The 14,085-nt window shown below is 71.1% G+C and carries 12 protein-coding genes; 7 read left to right on the forward strand and 5 right to left on the reverse strand.

Going from position 1 to position 14,085, the window contains the following annotated elements:
* Positions 1 to 21: 21 nt before the first annotated feature.
* The 3 genes from ABZY12_RS05875 to ABZY12_RS05885 are packed head-to-tail and all read right to left on the reverse strand — an operon-like array spanning position 22 to position 3,053.
* Positions 22 to 1,077, reverse strand: coding sequence for an aldo/keto reductase (locus ABZY12_RS05875; RefSeq protein WP_356887532.1), 1,056 nt, complete (start codon positions 1,075 to 1,077; stop codon positions 22 to 24).
* A gap of 9 nt (positions 1,078 to 1,086) precedes the next feature.
* Entirely contained in the window at positions 1,087 to 2,052 is a 966-nt protein-coding gene (locus tag ABZY12_RS05880) for an alpha/beta hydrolase (protein ID WP_356887534.1), read from the reverse strand.
* Positions 2,049 to 3,053, reverse strand: a complete 1,005-nt coding sequence (locus ABZY12_RS05885; protein WP_356887536.1) for a DUF5937 family protein — start codon at positions 3,051 to 3,053, stop codon at positions 2,049 to 2,051. Before ABZY12_RS05885 ends, ABZY12_RS05880 begins: the two co-directional genes overlap by 4 nt.
* A 165-nt stretch (positions 3,054 to 3,218) precedes the next feature.
* On the opposite strand from ABZY12_RS05885, the gene ABZY12_RS05890 reads away from it, so the two are divergent.
* Positions 3,219 to 4,457, forward strand: a complete 1,239-nt coding sequence (locus ABZY12_RS05890; protein WP_356887538.1) for an MFS transporter — start codon at positions 3,219 to 3,221, stop codon at positions 4,455 to 4,457.
* A gap of 10 nt (positions 4,458 to 4,467) precedes the next feature.
* Here ABZY12_RS05890 and ABZY12_RS05895 read toward each other — a convergent pair whose 3' ends face one another.
* Positions 4,468 to 4,674, reverse strand: coding sequence for a DUF4287 domain-containing protein (locus ABZY12_RS05895; protein WP_356887540.1), 207 nt, complete (start codon positions 4,672 to 4,674; stop codon positions 4,468 to 4,470).
* 415 nt (positions 4,675 to 5,089) lie between these two features.
* Between ABZY12_RS05895 and ABZY12_RS05900 the strand changes: the two genes are divergently transcribed.
* The 6 genes from ABZY12_RS05900 to ABZY12_RS05925 all read left to right on the forward strand — a co-directional run bounded on the left by ABZY12_RS05900 (position 5,090) and on the right by ABZY12_RS05925 (position 13,517).
* A complete protein-coding gene (locus ABZY12_RS05900; RefSeq protein ID WP_356887542.1) occupies positions 5,090 to 5,878 on the forward strand; it encodes a helix-turn-helix transcriptional regulator in 789 nt (262 codons plus the stop codon).
* A gap of 310 nt (positions 5,879 to 6,188) precedes the next feature.
* Positions 6,189 to 7,115 (forward strand): 3-hydroxybutyryl-CoA dehydrogenase, encoded by a 927-nt coding sequence (locus tag ABZY12_RS05905; RefSeq protein WP_356887544.1) that lies wholly within the window; start codon positions 6,189 to 6,191, stop codon positions 7,113 to 7,115.
* Between the two features lie 240 nt (positions 7,116 to 7,355).
* Positions 7,356 to 8,567, forward strand: coding sequence for an aminotransferase class I/II-fold pyridoxal phosphate-dependent enzyme (locus tag ABZY12_RS05910; protein WP_356887546.1), 1,212 nt, complete (start codon positions 7,356 to 7,358; stop codon positions 8,565 to 8,567).
* Complete coding sequence (locus ABZY12_RS05915) at positions 8,560 to 9,831, forward strand: MFS transporter (RefSeq protein ID WP_356887548.1); 1,272 nt, start codon at positions 8,560 to 8,562, stop codon at positions 9,829 to 9,831. The genes ABZY12_RS05910 and ABZY12_RS05915 overlap by 8 nt, the downstream gene beginning before the upstream one ends.
* A 111-nt stretch (positions 9,832 to 9,942) precedes the next feature.
* Complete coding sequence (locus ABZY12_RS05920; protein ID WP_356887550.1) at positions 9,943 to 11,547, forward strand: carboxyl transferase domain-containing protein; 1,605 nt, start codon at positions 9,943 to 9,945, stop codon at positions 11,545 to 11,547.
* A gap of 5 nt (positions 11,548 to 11,552) precedes the next feature.
* The gene (locus ABZY12_RS05925) at positions 11,553 to 13,517 is read left to right on the forward strand and encodes a biotin carboxylase N-terminal domain-containing protein (protein WP_356887552.1); all 1,965 of its coding nucleotides are present in this window, start codon (positions 11,553 to 11,555) and stop codon (positions 13,515 to 13,517) included.
* 115 nt (positions 13,518 to 13,632) lie between these two features.
* Here ABZY12_RS05925 and ABZY12_RS05930 read toward each other — a convergent pair whose 3' ends face one another.
* Positions 13,633 to 14,037: a ChaB family protein gene (locus ABZY12_RS05930; RefSeq protein WP_356887554.1), complete on the reverse strand. Its 405-nt coding sequence runs from the start codon at positions 14,035 to 14,037 to the stop codon at positions 13,633 to 13,635.
* Positions 14,038 to 14,085 lie beyond the last annotated feature (48 nt).

Raw genomic sequence — 14,085 nt, forward strand, 5'->3', positions numbered from 1 at the left:
GGCCCGCCACCGCCCCGGGACTCATCCCGCCGCGCGGTCCCCCACCGGCCGGCGCCGCAGGGAGGCGTCCGCCAGGACGGGAGGGCGCCAGGCGCCGTCCGGCTGGTAGAGGTTGGTGCCCGGCGGCACGATCTCGTCGACACGGTCGAGGACGTCGTCGTCGAGGACGAGCGGGGCGCCCTTGAGCAGCCCCTCCAGCTGCTCCATCGTCCTCGGGCCGATGATCACCGACGTGACGGCCGGGTGCGCGGCCGCGAAGGCGATCGCCAGCTCGGGCAGCGAGCAGCCGATCTCCTCCGCCAGGGCCGTCAACCGCTCCACCGCCTCCAGCTTCGCGTCGTTGCCGGGGATCGCCGGGTCGAAGCGGTGCGGGGTGAGCGCGGCCCGTCCGCTGGTCAGATCGATCGGCCGGCCCTTGCGGTACTTGCCGCTGAGGAACCCGGACGCCAGCGGACTCCAGGTCATCACCCCCATTCCGTACCGCTGGGCCACCGGCAGCACCGACGCCTCGACGCCCCGCGCGAGCAGGGAGTACGGCGGCTGTTCGGTGCGGAAGCGGCGCAGCCCGCGGCGCTCGGCGACGTGGTGCGCCTCGGCGATCTCCTCGGCGGGGAAGGTGGAGCAGCCGAACGCCCGGATCTTGCCCTGCGTGACGAGGTCGCCGAGGACACCGAGGGTCTCCTCGATGTCCGTGCGGTGGTCGGGCCGGTGGACCTGGTAGAGGTCGATCCACTCGGTGCCGAGCCGTCGCAGGCTCTCCTCGACGGCCCGGATGATCCAGTGCCGTGAGTTCCCGCTGCGGTTCCGCCCCTCGCCCATCGGGAAGTGCACCTTGGTGGCGAGGACGACATCGTCCCGCCGCCGCGGGTCGCGCAGTGCCTTGCCGACGATCTCCTCGGACTCGCCGGCGGAGTACATGTCGGCGGTGTCCACGAAGTTGACGCCCTGGTCGAGGGCGGCATGGATGATCCGTACACAGTCGTCGTGCTCCGGATTGCCCACGGCACCGAACATCATGGTGCCGAGGCAGTACGTGCTGACTTCGATCCCGGTCCCGCCGAGTACGCGATAACGCATGCGCGCACCTTACGAATTGGAGTGCGCTCCAAGGCAAGAGCGGTGGGAGACGAGGAAGTCCAGCAGTACGTGGTGAAGGGCGTCCGGCCGCTCAAGGTGTACGTCGTGTCCGGTGCCCGGGACGCTCACGGCCCACATGGCGGGCTGTCGGCGCACCATGCCGTCGAACTCGGCGGCCTTGACGATCCCGTTCTGGGCCACGACGGCGAGGGTCGGGCAGTCGACGGCCTCCCACTCGTCCCAGAAGGCGCGTGCGGCGTTCTCGGCCAGCGAGCGCACCATCACCCCGGGGTCGAACCGAGGCCACAGCCCGCGGCCGCCGCCCTCCCGACCGTCCCGGTCCGACCCGCCGTTCGGTTTCATCCCACCGTCCCGGTCCGACCCGCCGTCCGGTTCCTCCCCAGCGTCCCGCTCCTCCAGGCCGTCCGCCCACGCCTCTCCGACGGGGCCGCCGCCGAGGAAGCGTACGGCCGCCTCCCGGGAGGGGAACGGCACCGGCCACGAGTCGAGCCAGCCGCCGATCTCCTCGGTGACGCCGGGGTTCGGCCCGCCGGGGCCGGCCTCGACGAGGACGAGGCCGCTCAGCCTGCCGGGGTGGGCGGCGGCGGTGAGCATGGCGGTGTGGCCGCCGAGTGACTGGCCGATCAGCACGGGCCGTTGAAGGCCGAGGTGATCGAGTACGGCGATGGTGTCGGCGACGTACGCGGCCCGGGAGGTGTCCCGCGGAAACCGTTCGCTGTCGCCGTGCCCGCGCTGGTCGACGGCCACGACCCGGTACCCGTCGGCGCACAGGAGGCGGGCGATCGTGTCCCACTCGCCGACGTGCCCGGCGAGCCCGTGCAGCAGCACGATCGGCGGACGGGAGCCGCATCCGTTCCGGCCGTCGGCCGCCCAGTCGCGGCAGGAGAGCCGTACACCGTCACGTATGACCGTGCGCCGTGTCCATGAACAGGTACGGGTATGGGCACGGGTCACACGGATTCTCCGGTCGGTGCGAGCAGCGCGTCCGCCACCGCCGTACGGGCGTAGAGCACGGACCGGCCGTTGCGGTGGGCGGTGACGAGCCCGGCGTTGCGCAGGGCGGTGAGGTGCTGGGAGACCCCGGCGGCCGAAAGGCCGGAGAACGCGGCGAGTTGAGTGGTCGAGGCCGGCGTGTCGAGTTCGGTGAGGAGCAGCGTGCGCGAGCGGCCGAGGACGGCGGCGACCGCGTCGGTGGCGGCGGCGGGGCGCGGCTCCCACAGGTTGCCGACTCCGCGTGCCGGATAGGCGAGTTGGGGCGGCTCGGGGGACACCGTACGGGTCATGACACGCGGCCAGGCGAACACGGAGGGGATGAGCAGCAACCCCGAGCCGGCCTCGTCGCGGGTCAGCGCGCAGTGGCGCCGGACCAGGCGCAGGGTGCCGTCGTCCCACCGTACGGTCTCGTGGAGTTCGCTCAGGACGCGCGCCGAGCCGTGCTCGGCGACCTGCCGGGCGCGGTGGAAGACGTCGGCTTCGAGGAGCTGGCGGATGCGGGCCCAGTACGGGGCGAGGGCGAGTTCCCAGAAGGTCTCGATCTCGGCGGTGACCTTCTCCAGGGCTGCCTCGGGGGCCTCGTGGAACAGGGTGAGCCGGGGGGAGGGCCGGTGGTCGGCGGGTCGGTCGGCGGCCAGCTTGTCGATTTCGTCGCGGACTTGGGCGGGCGGGGTCCGGCGGATCGCGTCCAGTTCGCCGTCGAGGGTGGGGAAGGGGCTGGGGGGAGTGGGGTTGAGGAAGTCGGCGAGATAACCGTGGGCGGGGATCAGCTCGGCCAGCCAGCCGCGGTCGAGCCCGGCCTGCGCGAACCGGGGCCGTACCTGCGCGGCCCAGCGCCGGTGCAGCGGCGGCTCGGCCGCGTCGCGGAGCAGCCGGAAACCGGTGACGACCTCCCACATGGGGGAGACGGCGAACCGGGTCTGCGCCAAGTCCGCGGCGGAGAAGCTGAGTCCTGATTCCATGTCCTGCCGCCTCGCGCTTCGCCGTACCGTGAACGGAACCTTGAATGGAACCCTGAACGGAACCGTGAACGGACCCGCGCGGGGAACCGCGTACGGAACCGTGAATGGATTCGGTCTGAGCTTAATCATTGGCTCGCCGGTTCGGCCGGCCCGCACCCTCCTCGCATGCTCTCCACCTTCCGCGGCCTTCCGTCCTCCGTCTGGACCGTCTTCGCCGGCACGATCGTCAACCGTCTCGGCTATCTGGTCACCCCCTTCCTCGTCTTCTTCCTCGCCTCGCGCGGCGTCACGGGCACCGAGACCTCGTACGTCCTCGGCGCGCTCGGCGCGGGCAATCTGCTCGGCCCGGCGCTGGGCGGTGTCCTCGCCGACCGGATCGGCCGCCGTTCCACCATGCTGATCGGACTCCTCGGCGCGTCGGTCGCGCAGGGCGCGCTGTTCGTGGCGCCGGGGGTCTGGACGATGGCGGCCGCGGCGCTCCTGATCAGCGCGGCGGGTGCGCTGGTGGGGCCGGCCGCGTACGCGTTCATGGCCGACGCGGTCGACGCCGAGCGCCGCCAGCGCGCGTACGCCCTGTTCGGCTGGGGCGTCAACATCGGTACGGCGGTGGCGGGCGTCCTCGGCGGCTTCCTGGCCGCGCACGGCTACTGGCTGCTCTTCGCGGTCGACGTCGCCACGATGCTGATCTACGCGGCCGTGGTCGCCACCCGCCTGAGCGAACCGCCGCGCGGGAAGCCGGCGGCGGCTGCGGATACCGCCTCGGACGCCGCCCCCGCCGCCGTCGGGGAGGTCACTCGGGACGGCGGCATCGGCTACGGAGTCGTGTTCCGCGACCGGCTGGCCCTCGCGCTGCTGCCGCTCTTCGGCCTCCAGCTCTTCGTCTACTCCCTCACCGAGGTCGCCCTGCCGCTCGCCATCCAGGACAGCGGTCTCTCCCCGGCGGTGTACGGGGTGATGGCGGCGGTCAACGCGGTCCTGGTGGTCGTGCTCCAGCCCTTCGTCACCGCGCGGCTGGCCGGTCTGCCCCAGCTGCCGGTGCAGTGCGCGGGCAGTGTGCTGATCGCCGCCGGGGTGGCGCTGACCGGCCTCGCGGACGGCGTGGTGGGCTACACGGTCTCGGTGGTCGTCTGGTCCCTGGGCGAGGTGTGCGTCGCGGGCATCGCGGCGGCGGTCGTCGCCAACCTCGCCCCGGCCCACGCCCGGGGCCGCTACCAGGGCGCCTTCGGCTGGACCTGGGGCGTCGCCCGCTTCGCCGCGCTCACCCTGGGGGTCACCGTCTACACCGGCCTGGGCCCGGCCGCCCTCTGGTGGACGGCCCTCGCCACCGGCCTCCTCTCGGCGGCGGCGATGCTCGCCCTCACGGGCCGGGTCACCCACCGCACGGCCCACGCGCTGGCGGCGTGAGCCCGCCTCGCTACTCGGCTTCGGCGAGGGTGTGGGCGACGAGGGCGTTGGCGTGGCCGTGGCCGAGCCCGTGCTCGGTCTTGAGCCAGGAGACGAGCTCCATGTGTTTGGTCAGCGGCGACGTACGGATGAGGTCCTTCCACTCCTCGATCGGACGTCCGTACTTCTTCTCGATGGAGGGGAAGTAGCTGGCGGGCCCCTTGACGGCCTGGGACATGTTCGGCACCTTTCGTCTCTCCTGGCGGTGATCTTGCGCACGGTAGACCGAGCCCGCCCGCCGAACTCATCGGTGCAGTCGCGCCGAATGTGCTCCAGATCGACATGGCGCCGCGCCGCGTCGAGGGCGTCGGGCGAGGCGCGGCCACATTTCCGGCGACGAAGGTCCACGACTGGCAATCAATCGTGGGCCTTCCCTGTTGTAGGGGGGTGACGGCTCCGCCGTCGTGCGGCGTCGGCGGGCGTTCCGCGGGCGTCGGTGGATCGTCGGGGCGAGACCGCGGTCGGGATAGCATCTTTTTACTGACCAGTAGCTTCGCCTGACGACGCACTGCACCGTGGTGATTCAATTCACACGTGGCGCCATCGGGATGGGTCGGCGTAACGAATAGCAAAACAGAACGGAGAACAGGGCGATGGTGCTCCCGGGGGACACTGCCGAGCGCGTTGAGGAGCCCCCAGCAATCGGCGCATTGCTGCGCAGTTGGCGCACCCGGGCGGGTGAGCGACTCGGCCTCGGAAAAGCGTTGCCACAGATCGAAGTCGCCGGACGGGTCGGTATGAGCGAGCGCTGGTACCGCGACCTGGAGCGGGGCGCCCTGCCCCGGCTGGACCGGCGGGTGCTGGCCGGGTTGGCGGACGTGCTTCTGCTCGACGCCGACGAGCGGGCCACGCTCTACCTCTACGCCCTCGGCGGCACCCCGTACGTCGCCCCGCCGGTGTCCCGGCAGTCCCCGGATCTGTCACCCCTGCAAGCGCTGCTCGACCGGCAGCTGCCCAGACCCGCCTACCTCGTCGACAGCTGCTGGAACATCGTCGGTCACAACCGGACGATGGCGGAGTGGTTTCCGTGGGTCCTCGCTCCGGCGGCCAACCTCATCCGGTGGGTGTTGCTCTCCGAGGAGGCGCGTGAGCAGCTGCTCGACTGGGAACACCATGCCCGGATCTACCTGGCGATGGTCCGGTTCGCCATGGCGCAGCACCCCGACGACCCCGATCTGATGGCCCTGCTCCGGGACGTCCTCCACGACCCGGACTGCGCCGAGTTCTGGCGCGGTCGGAACTGCGTCGTCGCCAACCGGGACGGGCACACCTTCCGGCTACGGCTACCGCATGTGTCTCCTGAAGTGATCGACGTGGTGACCCAGGTGCTGATCCCGGCGGGACACCAGCAGCTGCGCTTCGTGGTCGTGCTCAGGAACTGAATACACAGGGGTCCTCGCAGGATTCAATGGGAATGGACCGGCAAATTTTCCCGGACCGCCGCTCTGGGTGGCTTCGCCCGAATTGCGGAACCGGCAGTTAATTGCCGATTGACAGTGCGCACAACGCTTGGGAATTCTTCGAAATCCGCCGGGGCAGTCACGAGCTGCCCGGCGGAGCTCATTCGCAGAATCTCTGGAGTACGACGGTGCGCGCATTCAGCAAGGCCACGAAAAGAAACCGCTTCGACGGCGGACACCGAACCGCCGTCTCGGCTTCCCGCGCCGCCGCCGTGCAGCAGGCGGTACGGCCGTGAACGGGACCGCGACGACCGCGACAGGGACCGTCGCCGCCCAGACCCCGACCGGCGGCCAGGACGTCGCCCGTCGAGTCGAGCGCGTGGCCGTCGTCGGATCGGGCACGATGGGCGCCGGTATCGCGGAACTCTGCGCCCTCAGCGGGCTGGACGTCCGCGTCGCCGTGTCCCGTGAGTCCTCGCTGACCTCGGCGCCGCGACGGATCGCGGCCTCGCTGGACCGACGTGTCGCCAAGGGGAAGCTGACCGAGGCCGAGCGCGACGCGGCGGTCGCCCGGATCTCCGTGACCACCGACCTCGGGGACCTCGCCGACCGGCAGTTGGTGGTCGAAGCCATCCCCGAGGACGAGGCGCTCAAGACCGAACTCTTCGCCACCCTCGACAAGGTGGTCGACGAGGACGCCGTGCTGGCCTCCACCACCTCGGCGATCAGCATCACTCGCCTCGCCCGCGTCGCCACGTACCCGCAGCGCGTCGTCGGCATCCACTTCTTCAACCCGGTGAGTTCGATGCCGCTGGTCGAGGTGGTGCCGACGCTGCTCACGGACGAGTCGGTACGCGATCGCGTCGAGGTCTTCCTCGCCGAGCAGTTGGGGAAGCAGCCCATCCCGTCCGGTGACCGCAGCGGGTTCGTGGTGAACGCCCTGCTCGTGCCGTACCTGGTCGCGGCGGTGCGCATGGTCGAGTCGGGCTTCGCGTCCGCCGAGGTCGTCGATCAGGGCATGCAACTGGGCTGTGGTCACCCGATGGGCCCGCTGCGCCTGTGCGACATGGTCGGCCTCGACGTCGTCGCCGCGGCCGCCGAGGCCCTCTACGGCGAGTTCCGCGAGCCGCTGTACGCGCCGCCGCCGCTGCTGTCGCGCATGGTCGAGTCCGGACTGCTCGGCCGCAAGACGGGCCGCGGCTTCTACGAGTACCCCTAGCGAGACCTCTAGCGCGCCGCGCTCGGAGCGCCCGGCGTCTCCCGCCCCCCGCGTCTCCCCCCGCCCCCCCGCGTCTCCCGCCCCCGCGTCTCGCAGCCTCCGGCCTCTTGGATCCCCGGAGCCCCGGCGTCCTGGAGCCCGGCGCTCTGGAGCGCCTGGCGTCCGAAGCCGCCGGCTCTCTGAAATCCCCGCTGCCCCGAAGCCTCCGGCCCCCCCGCCACATCCCCACTGGAGCGTGCTGTGCACACATTCATGAACATCAAGAAGTCGGCGAAGATCAGCCACGACTTCTGGGAAGTCACCACCGAGGCCGGCATGTTCGACATCGTCGCGGCCGGTCTGGGGGACGGGCGGCACCGCTCGCTCGCCGACGGCCACGAGTTCGTCAACATGTCGTCGTACTCGTATCTCGGGCTCGACACCCACCCGAAGATCGTCCGTGCCGCCGCGGACGCCGTGCTCGCCGAGGGAGCGCTCAACACCTCGACCTCCCGGATGCGGATCCGCTTCGCCGCCCTCAAGGACGCCGAGGACGCGCTCTCCGAGCTGTTCGACGTCGAGGCCGTCACGGTCGCCTCCTGTGCCGCCGCGGCCTGGGCCGCCCTGCCCCTGCTCGCCTCCGGCCTGCTGACCGGCGGGACGCCCCCGCTGATGGTGTTCGACAAGCACGCCCACTTCTGCCTCAACGCCATGAAGGCGAACGTCGCCGACGAGACCGAAGTCGTCACGATCCCCCACAACGACCTCGACGCCCTCGAAGACCTCTGCCGGAAGCACCCTCAGGTCGCCTACGTCGCGGACGGCGTCTACAGCACGGGCGGCCAGGCCCCCGTCGCGGAACTGCTGCGGCTGCAGGAGAAGTACGGGCTGTTCCTCTTCTTCGACGAGGCCCACGGCATCTCCACCGTCGGGACCAACGGCCGTGGCGTGGTCCTCGAGACCATGGGCGCGATCAACGACCGTACGCTGATCATCACGTCACTGAACAAGGGCTTCGGCGCTTCCGGCGGCGCCATCTTCCTCGGGCCCCGGGGCTCGCAAGAGCGGCGCGACGTGGCACTGCGCAACGGCGGCCCCCTGATGTGGTCCCAGCGGATCAACACCGCCGGCCTCGGGGCCGTACTGGCCTCGGCGGAGCTGCACCGCTCCGACGAACTCGGCATGCTGCAGAAGCGGTTGCAGAGCAACGTCGACCTGTTCGACAGCCTTGTGCCGACCGCGCTGAGCGGCGACGGGCTGCCGATCCGTTTCGTGGACATCGGTTCCGAGGACGCCACGGTGCGGCTGGGGCAGTCCCTGCTGGAACGCGGGTACTACGCCTCGCCGATCTTCTTCCCGGTCATCGCGCGCGGCAAGGCGGGCCTGCGGCTGATGCTGCGCGCCAACATGACGACGGCGGAGATCGAGGACTTCTGCCGTCAGCTCAAGGAGCTGAGGGACCGCCATGTCTGAGCAACAGCAGTCACCCCAGTCACCCCAGTCACCCCAGTCGGCCCCTCCGGCCGGTACGCCCCCGCCCGCCACGCCCTCCCCCTCCCCGCCCAAGCCCGAACGGCGCACCCTTCTGGTGGGCTGTCTGTTGGTGTTCATGGCGCAGATGGCCACCACCATCTACCTGCCCGCCCTTCCGGCCGTCGCCCACGATCTGCACGCCTCTCGCGGTCTCGCCGCGCTGTCGGTGTCGCTGTTCGTCATCGGCGCGGCCGCGCCCGTGATCTTCTGGGGCCGGGCGGCCGACCGGTACGGGCGAAGGGCGGCGGTGCTCGCCTCGCTGGTCCTCTTCGTCGGTTCCAGCGTGCTGCTCGTGGTGACCGAATCCGTCACCATGCTCCTGGCGCTCCGTGCCGTTCAGGGCATCGGTGCCGGCGGTGCGGCCATCATCGCCCGGATCTTCGTACGGGATCTCGGCGGCGGCGACGCGCTCGCCCGCCGGCTGTCGGTGTTGTCGATCGCGTTCGTGTCGGCGCTCGGCGGAGGTCAGTTCCTGGGCGGTCTGATCGACCGGTACGCGGACTGGCGGGCCGGTTTCGCGGTCCTGGCCGCGGTCGGCGCCGTCGCGGTGATCGGTGTGATGACCCTGCCGCTGGAACCAGGCCGGGACAAGCGGGACTCCACCGGCATGCTGCGCATCTACCTCGGCATCCTCGGCGTACGGAAGTTCCTGTTGCCGACCGTCGCGGGCGGGCTCGGGTTCGCCACCATCGTCCTGCTGCAGGAGGTGGCGCCGTTCGTGACCCAGGAGCACTTCGGTCTCAGCGCGGCCGCCTACGGCAACCTCGGGCTGCTGTTCGGACTGGCCTACTTCGCCGGAGCGATGCTGGTGAACCGGCTGGTCTCCACCGTCGGTTCGGCCTGGCTGATGCGCCTCGGCGCCGCGGTGATGACGGGCTCCGGGGTGCTGATGTTCGGGCTCTGGCTGGTGCCCGGGCTGCCCACGACGGCCGCCCTGGTGGTGTTCGTCGCGCTCTACTGCGCCACGACCTTCGGCCAGGCGGCCCTGTTCCCCAGCAGCATGGCGGTCGCGGTGACCGCCGTCCCCGCACACGGCGCCTATGCGGTGGCACTGTGCGGCTTCGTCGCCCAGTCGATCGCCGGTGTCATCTCCGTGGCGGCCGTGTGGCTGCACGTCGACCTCGTGTGGGCGGCCGTGGCGACCGGTATCAGCGCGCTGGCCCTGCTCCTGGTGAGCCGTCGCGCCACCTCCCCTTCCACCTGACCCAGTGACACCTGCCCTGTGATCGGTGACGTCTTCCGCCTGGCCCGGCGGCACCTTCCACCCGACTCAGTGGCACCTCCTTCCCGAACCGAGAGCGGTCAGCACCTGCCGATGACGATCCTTCGCTCCCACATCGACACCTCGTCCGAAACGTTCCGCCGCAATGTCGACGCATTCGACGACAAGCGCGCCGTCATCGCGGAGGCGCGCGCCGCCGCTCTCGCCGGCGGCAACGACAAGGCCCATCGCAGACACGCCGAGCGCGGCAAACTCACCGCCCGCCAGCGGGTGATGCGGCTGCTCGACCCGGGGACGCCGTTCCTGGAGATCGGACAGCTCGCCGCGCACGACGTGTACGACGAACCCGTTCCCTCCGCCGCGCTGGTCACCGGTGTGGGTACGGTCGGCGGGCGGCCGACCATGGTCTTCGCCAACGACGCGACCGTGAAGGGAGGCACGTACTTCCCGCTCACCGTGCAGAAACAGCTGCGGGCCCAGAAGGTGGCCAGGCAGAACGGGCTCCCGTGCGTCTACCTGGTCGACTCCGGCGGCATCTACCTGCCCTTGCAGGAGGACCTCTTCCCCGACGAGTACCACCTGGGACGGATGTTCCGGAACATCGCCGAGATGTCCGCCCTCGGGCTGCCGCAGATCGCCGCGGTGATGGGCTCGTGCACGGCCGGCGGCGCCTACATCCCGGCCATGTGCGACGAGGCGGTGATCGTCCGCGGCAACGGCACCATCTTCCTCGGCGGACCGCAGCTGGTGCGTGCGGCGACGGGCGAGATCGTGGACGCCGAGACGCTGGGCGGCGCGGACCTGCACACCCGTACCACCGGTGTAGCCGATCACCTCGCCGAGAACGACGAGCACGCGATCGAGCTGGTGCGCGAGATCGCCGTCCGCAACAGCAGGACGGCGGTGTCGGCGCCGCCGCGCGAACCGCGCCCGCCGCTGTACGACCCGGCGGAGCTGCCCGGCATCATCAGCGCCAGTCTCCGTGAGCACATCCCGGCACGCGAAGTGCTGGCACGGCTCCTGGACGGCAGCGAGTTCGTGGAGTACCGCAGCCGGTACGGGCCGACCATCGTGTGCGGCACCGGGCACATCGGCGGCTACCCGGTCGGCGTGGTGATCAACGACGGCGTCCTGTTCCCCGAAAGCGCCCAGAAGGCCGCCAACTTCATCGAGCTCTGCGTCCAGCGCGACATCCCGCTGCTGTTCCTGCACAACATCAACGGCTTCATGGTCGGCGCCGAGTACGAGGCGGCCGGTATCGCCAAGCACGGCGCCAAGCTGGTCAACGCCGTCTCCTGCGCCAAGGTGCCCAAGTTCAGCCTGGTGATCGGCGGCAGCTTCGGAGCCGGGAACTTCGCCATGTGCGGCCGCTCGATGGGGCCGCGGATGATGGCGATGTGGCCGAGCGCCAAGTCGACCGCCGTGGGCGGGGAGCAGACCGCGACCGTGATGGCGCTGATCCGCGGCGACCAGCTCGCCAAGGAGGGCCGGACCCTCTCCGCCGAGGAGGAGGCGGCCATCAAGCAGCCGATCATCGACACCTACGAGCGCCAGTCCCACCCGCTGTACTACGCGGCGCGCATGTGGGTGGACGCCGTGGTGGACCCGACCGACACCCGTGAGTGGCTCACCCTCTGTCTGGCCATGGCAGCCGACGGCCCTCAGCAGGAGACGCGCTTCGGCGTGTTCAGGATGTGATGGAGATGCTGAAACGAGTCCTGATCGCCAACCGTGGCGAAATCGCGCGCAGGATCGCCCGTACGTGCCGTCGCCTCGACGTGGAGTACGTGGCCGTACACTCCGACGCCGACCGTTCCGCCGCCCACCTGGAGGGTGCGTTCGAACAGGTCCGGCTGGGCCCCGGCCCCGCCACCGACAGCTACCTCCGGATCGAAGGTCTCATCGAGGCGGCGCTGCGCACGGGATGCGACGCCGTGCACCCCGGTTACGGATTCCTCTCCGAGAGCCCCGCGTTCGCGGCCGCCGTCGCGGAGGCGGGCCTCGTCCTGATCGGTCCGGACGCGGAGACGATCGCGGCCATGGGGGACAAGGCGACCGCGCGGACCCTGATGGCCGCCGCCGGCGTCCCGGTCCTGCCCGGCTCGGAGCATGCCGGCGAAGAACTGGACGAGCTGGCCGCCGACGCGGAACGCATCGGTTACCCGGTGATCCTCAAGCCGGTCGCCGGAGGCGGCGGCAAGGGCATGCAGGTCGTCCACCACCCGGACGACCTGGCCCAGGCCGTGGCCGCGGCCGTCAGGCTCGGCCGCAGCAGCTTCGGCGACGGGCGCCTGCTCGCCGAGCGCTACGTCCCCCGGCCGCGCCACATCGAGGTGCAGGTCTTCGGAGACACCCACGGCCAGGTCGTGCACCTCTTCGAGCGGGAGTGCTCGCTCCAGCGCAGGCACCAGAAGGTCGTCGAGGAGGCCCCGGCGGCCGGGCTCCCGGCCGACGTGCGCGCCGCGCTGCTGGACTCCGCCCTGCGCGGCGCGAAGGCGCTCGGCTACGTCAACGCCGGGACCTTCGAGTTCATCCTCGACTCCGACGACACGTTCTACTTCCTCGAAGCCAACACGCGCCTCCAGGTGGAGCACCCCGTCACGGAGGAGATCACCGGTGTCGACCTGGTGGAGTGGCAGTTGCGCGTCGCCGCGGGAGAGCGGTTGCCGCTGGCCCAGCACGAGATCACCGCGACGGGGCACGCGATCGAATGCCGTGTGTACGCGGAGGACCCGGACGAGTCCTTCCGGCCGGCGCCGGGCCGTGCGGACCGGGTGGAGTGGCCCGACGGGGTACGAGTCGAGGCCGCCTTCGACCGGGCCGGTGAGGTCTCCTCCTTCTACGACCCGATGATCGCCAAGCTGGTGTCCCACGGGCCGGACCGCGCGGCCGCGCTGCGCACCCTCACCGACGCGGTGCGCGCCACGGCCGTGATGGGGCTGACGACCAATCTGGGGTTCCTCGGCGACCTGCTGAGCGAACCGCGGGTCGTCGCCGGACGCCTCGACACCCACCTGGTCAACGGGATGGTGGCCGAGCGGGGCCAGGTCGACCGCAGCTGCCGGGCCGCGGCGTGCGCCGCGGCGATGGAGGTGCCGTTGCCGGCCCGGGGACCGGCCTCTCCCTGGCACGGCTCCGCCGGTGCGCTCGACCGGGGCGCCCTGGACCCGGCCGCGCCCCTGGGCGCGGTGGTGGTGCGCGACGGTCGGCGGGATCTGCGGGCCACGCTGCTCGGTCTGCGCCCGTCCGGGGTGCGGTGCCGAGTGGAGGGGCAGCCGTTCAGCGTCGACGTCACCAGCCGGAACGGCCTCTTCCGCGGCAGGGTGGGCGACAGCGCCTGGTCGGGCACGCGGACGGCCGACGGTTTCGAGGTCAACGTCGACGGTTACCGCACGGTCCTGTCCCTTCCGACGTTCGCGCAGGCCGACGCGGAGAGCGTCGGCAACGAGGTGAAGACGACCATGCCGGGCTCGGTCGTCGGCGTGACCTGCGCGGTGGGGGACAGGGTCGAGGAGGGGGCGGTTCTGGCGATCGTCGAGGCGATGAAGATGGAGAACCGCATCCTGGCCCCGTTCTCGGGAGTGGTGGCCGAGGTCAGGTGCGCACTCGACGACCTGGTGGCGGCGGACCAGACGCTGGTCGTTCTGGCGGACGACTCGCAGGAGTGACCGCCGGGCGGGACGGGAGGCGGTGACGAGACCCGGACGCGTGACGGCGTGACGGGGTGAAGGGGGTGGGGCCCGCCCTGTACCCGTCCCAGGACGGGTAGGGCGGGCCCCCGGTCTACCGGGAACGCGCCTCGCGCGTCCGCGACCGGTTCTCCTTACGGATCGCTTCCAGCAGTTCGGACCTGCTCATCCGGGAACGGCCGCTGATGTCCAGACGCTGGGCCAGGTCGTACAGGTGCTGCTTGGTGGCGCCCTCGTCGACGCCTTCACCGCTGCGGGCCGGCCGCTCCCGGGGCGTCGCGGCCCGCGGGTCGGACGGGCCCTTGCGCCCGTGCTCCTTGCGCTCCCAGTGGTCGCCGACCTTCTCGTACGTGTGCTTGAGCGCGCTGAAGGCGACCCGGTGGGCCCGTTCGCCCTCCCCGTACTGCTCCACGGCCGAGTCATGGGCCTTGATCCAGGTGCGCTGCGCCTCCTCGGGCGAGCGCTCCAGCGTCGAGGGAAGCTCCTCTCGTCCTGGCATGGTCACCTCCGGTCATCCCATTCCACGCGGCGCCTTCCCTCCCTCGCC

It is taken from the genome of Streptomyces sp. NPDC006551 (genome assembly GCF_040611675.1).
Classification (GTDB): domain Bacteria; phylum Actinomycetota; class Actinomycetes; order Streptomycetales; family Streptomycetaceae; genus Streptomyces.

What these genes read in the sequence shown, in the direction of transcription:
- ABZY12_RS05900 (WP_356887542.1), top strand. Translation starts at nt 5,090, where the DNA reads ATGGTGCTCCCGGGGGACACTGCCGAGCGCGTTGAGGAGCCCCCAGCA.
- ABZY12_RS05890 (WP_356887538.1), top strand. Translation starts at nt 3,219, where the DNA reads ATGCTCTCCACCTTCCGCGGCCTTCCGTCCTCCGTCTGGACCGTCTTC.
- ABZY12_RS05895 (WP_356887540.1), bottom strand. Translation starts at nt 4,674, where the DNA reads ATGTCCCAGGCCGTCAAGGGGCCCGCCAGCTACTTCCCCTCCATCGAG.
- ABZY12_RS05915 (WP_356887548.1), top strand. Translation starts at nt 8,560, where the DNA reads ATGTCTGAGCAACAGCAGTCACCCCAGTCACCCCAGTCACCCCAGTCG.
- ABZY12_RS05885 (WP_356887536.1), bottom strand. Translation starts at nt 3,053, where the DNA reads ATGGAATCAGGACTCAGCTTCTCCGCCGCGGACTTGGCGCAGACCCGG.
- ABZY12_RS05925 (WP_356887552.1), top strand. Translation starts at nt 11,553, where the DNA reads ATGCTGAAACGAGTCCTGATCGCCAACCGTGGCGAAATCGCGCGCAGG.
- ABZY12_RS05875 (WP_356887532.1), bottom strand. Translation starts at nt 1,077, where the DNA reads ATGCGTTATCGCGTACTCGGCGGGACCGGGATCGAAGTCAGCACGTAC.
- ABZY12_RS05920 (WP_356887550.1), top strand. Translation starts at nt 9,943, where the DNA reads ATGACGATCCTTCGCTCCCACATCGACACCTCGTCCGAAACGTTCCGC.
- ABZY12_RS05930 (WP_356887554.1), bottom strand. Translation starts at nt 14,037, where the DNA reads ATGCCAGGACGAGAGGAGCTTCCCTCGACGCTGGAGCGCTCGCCCGAG.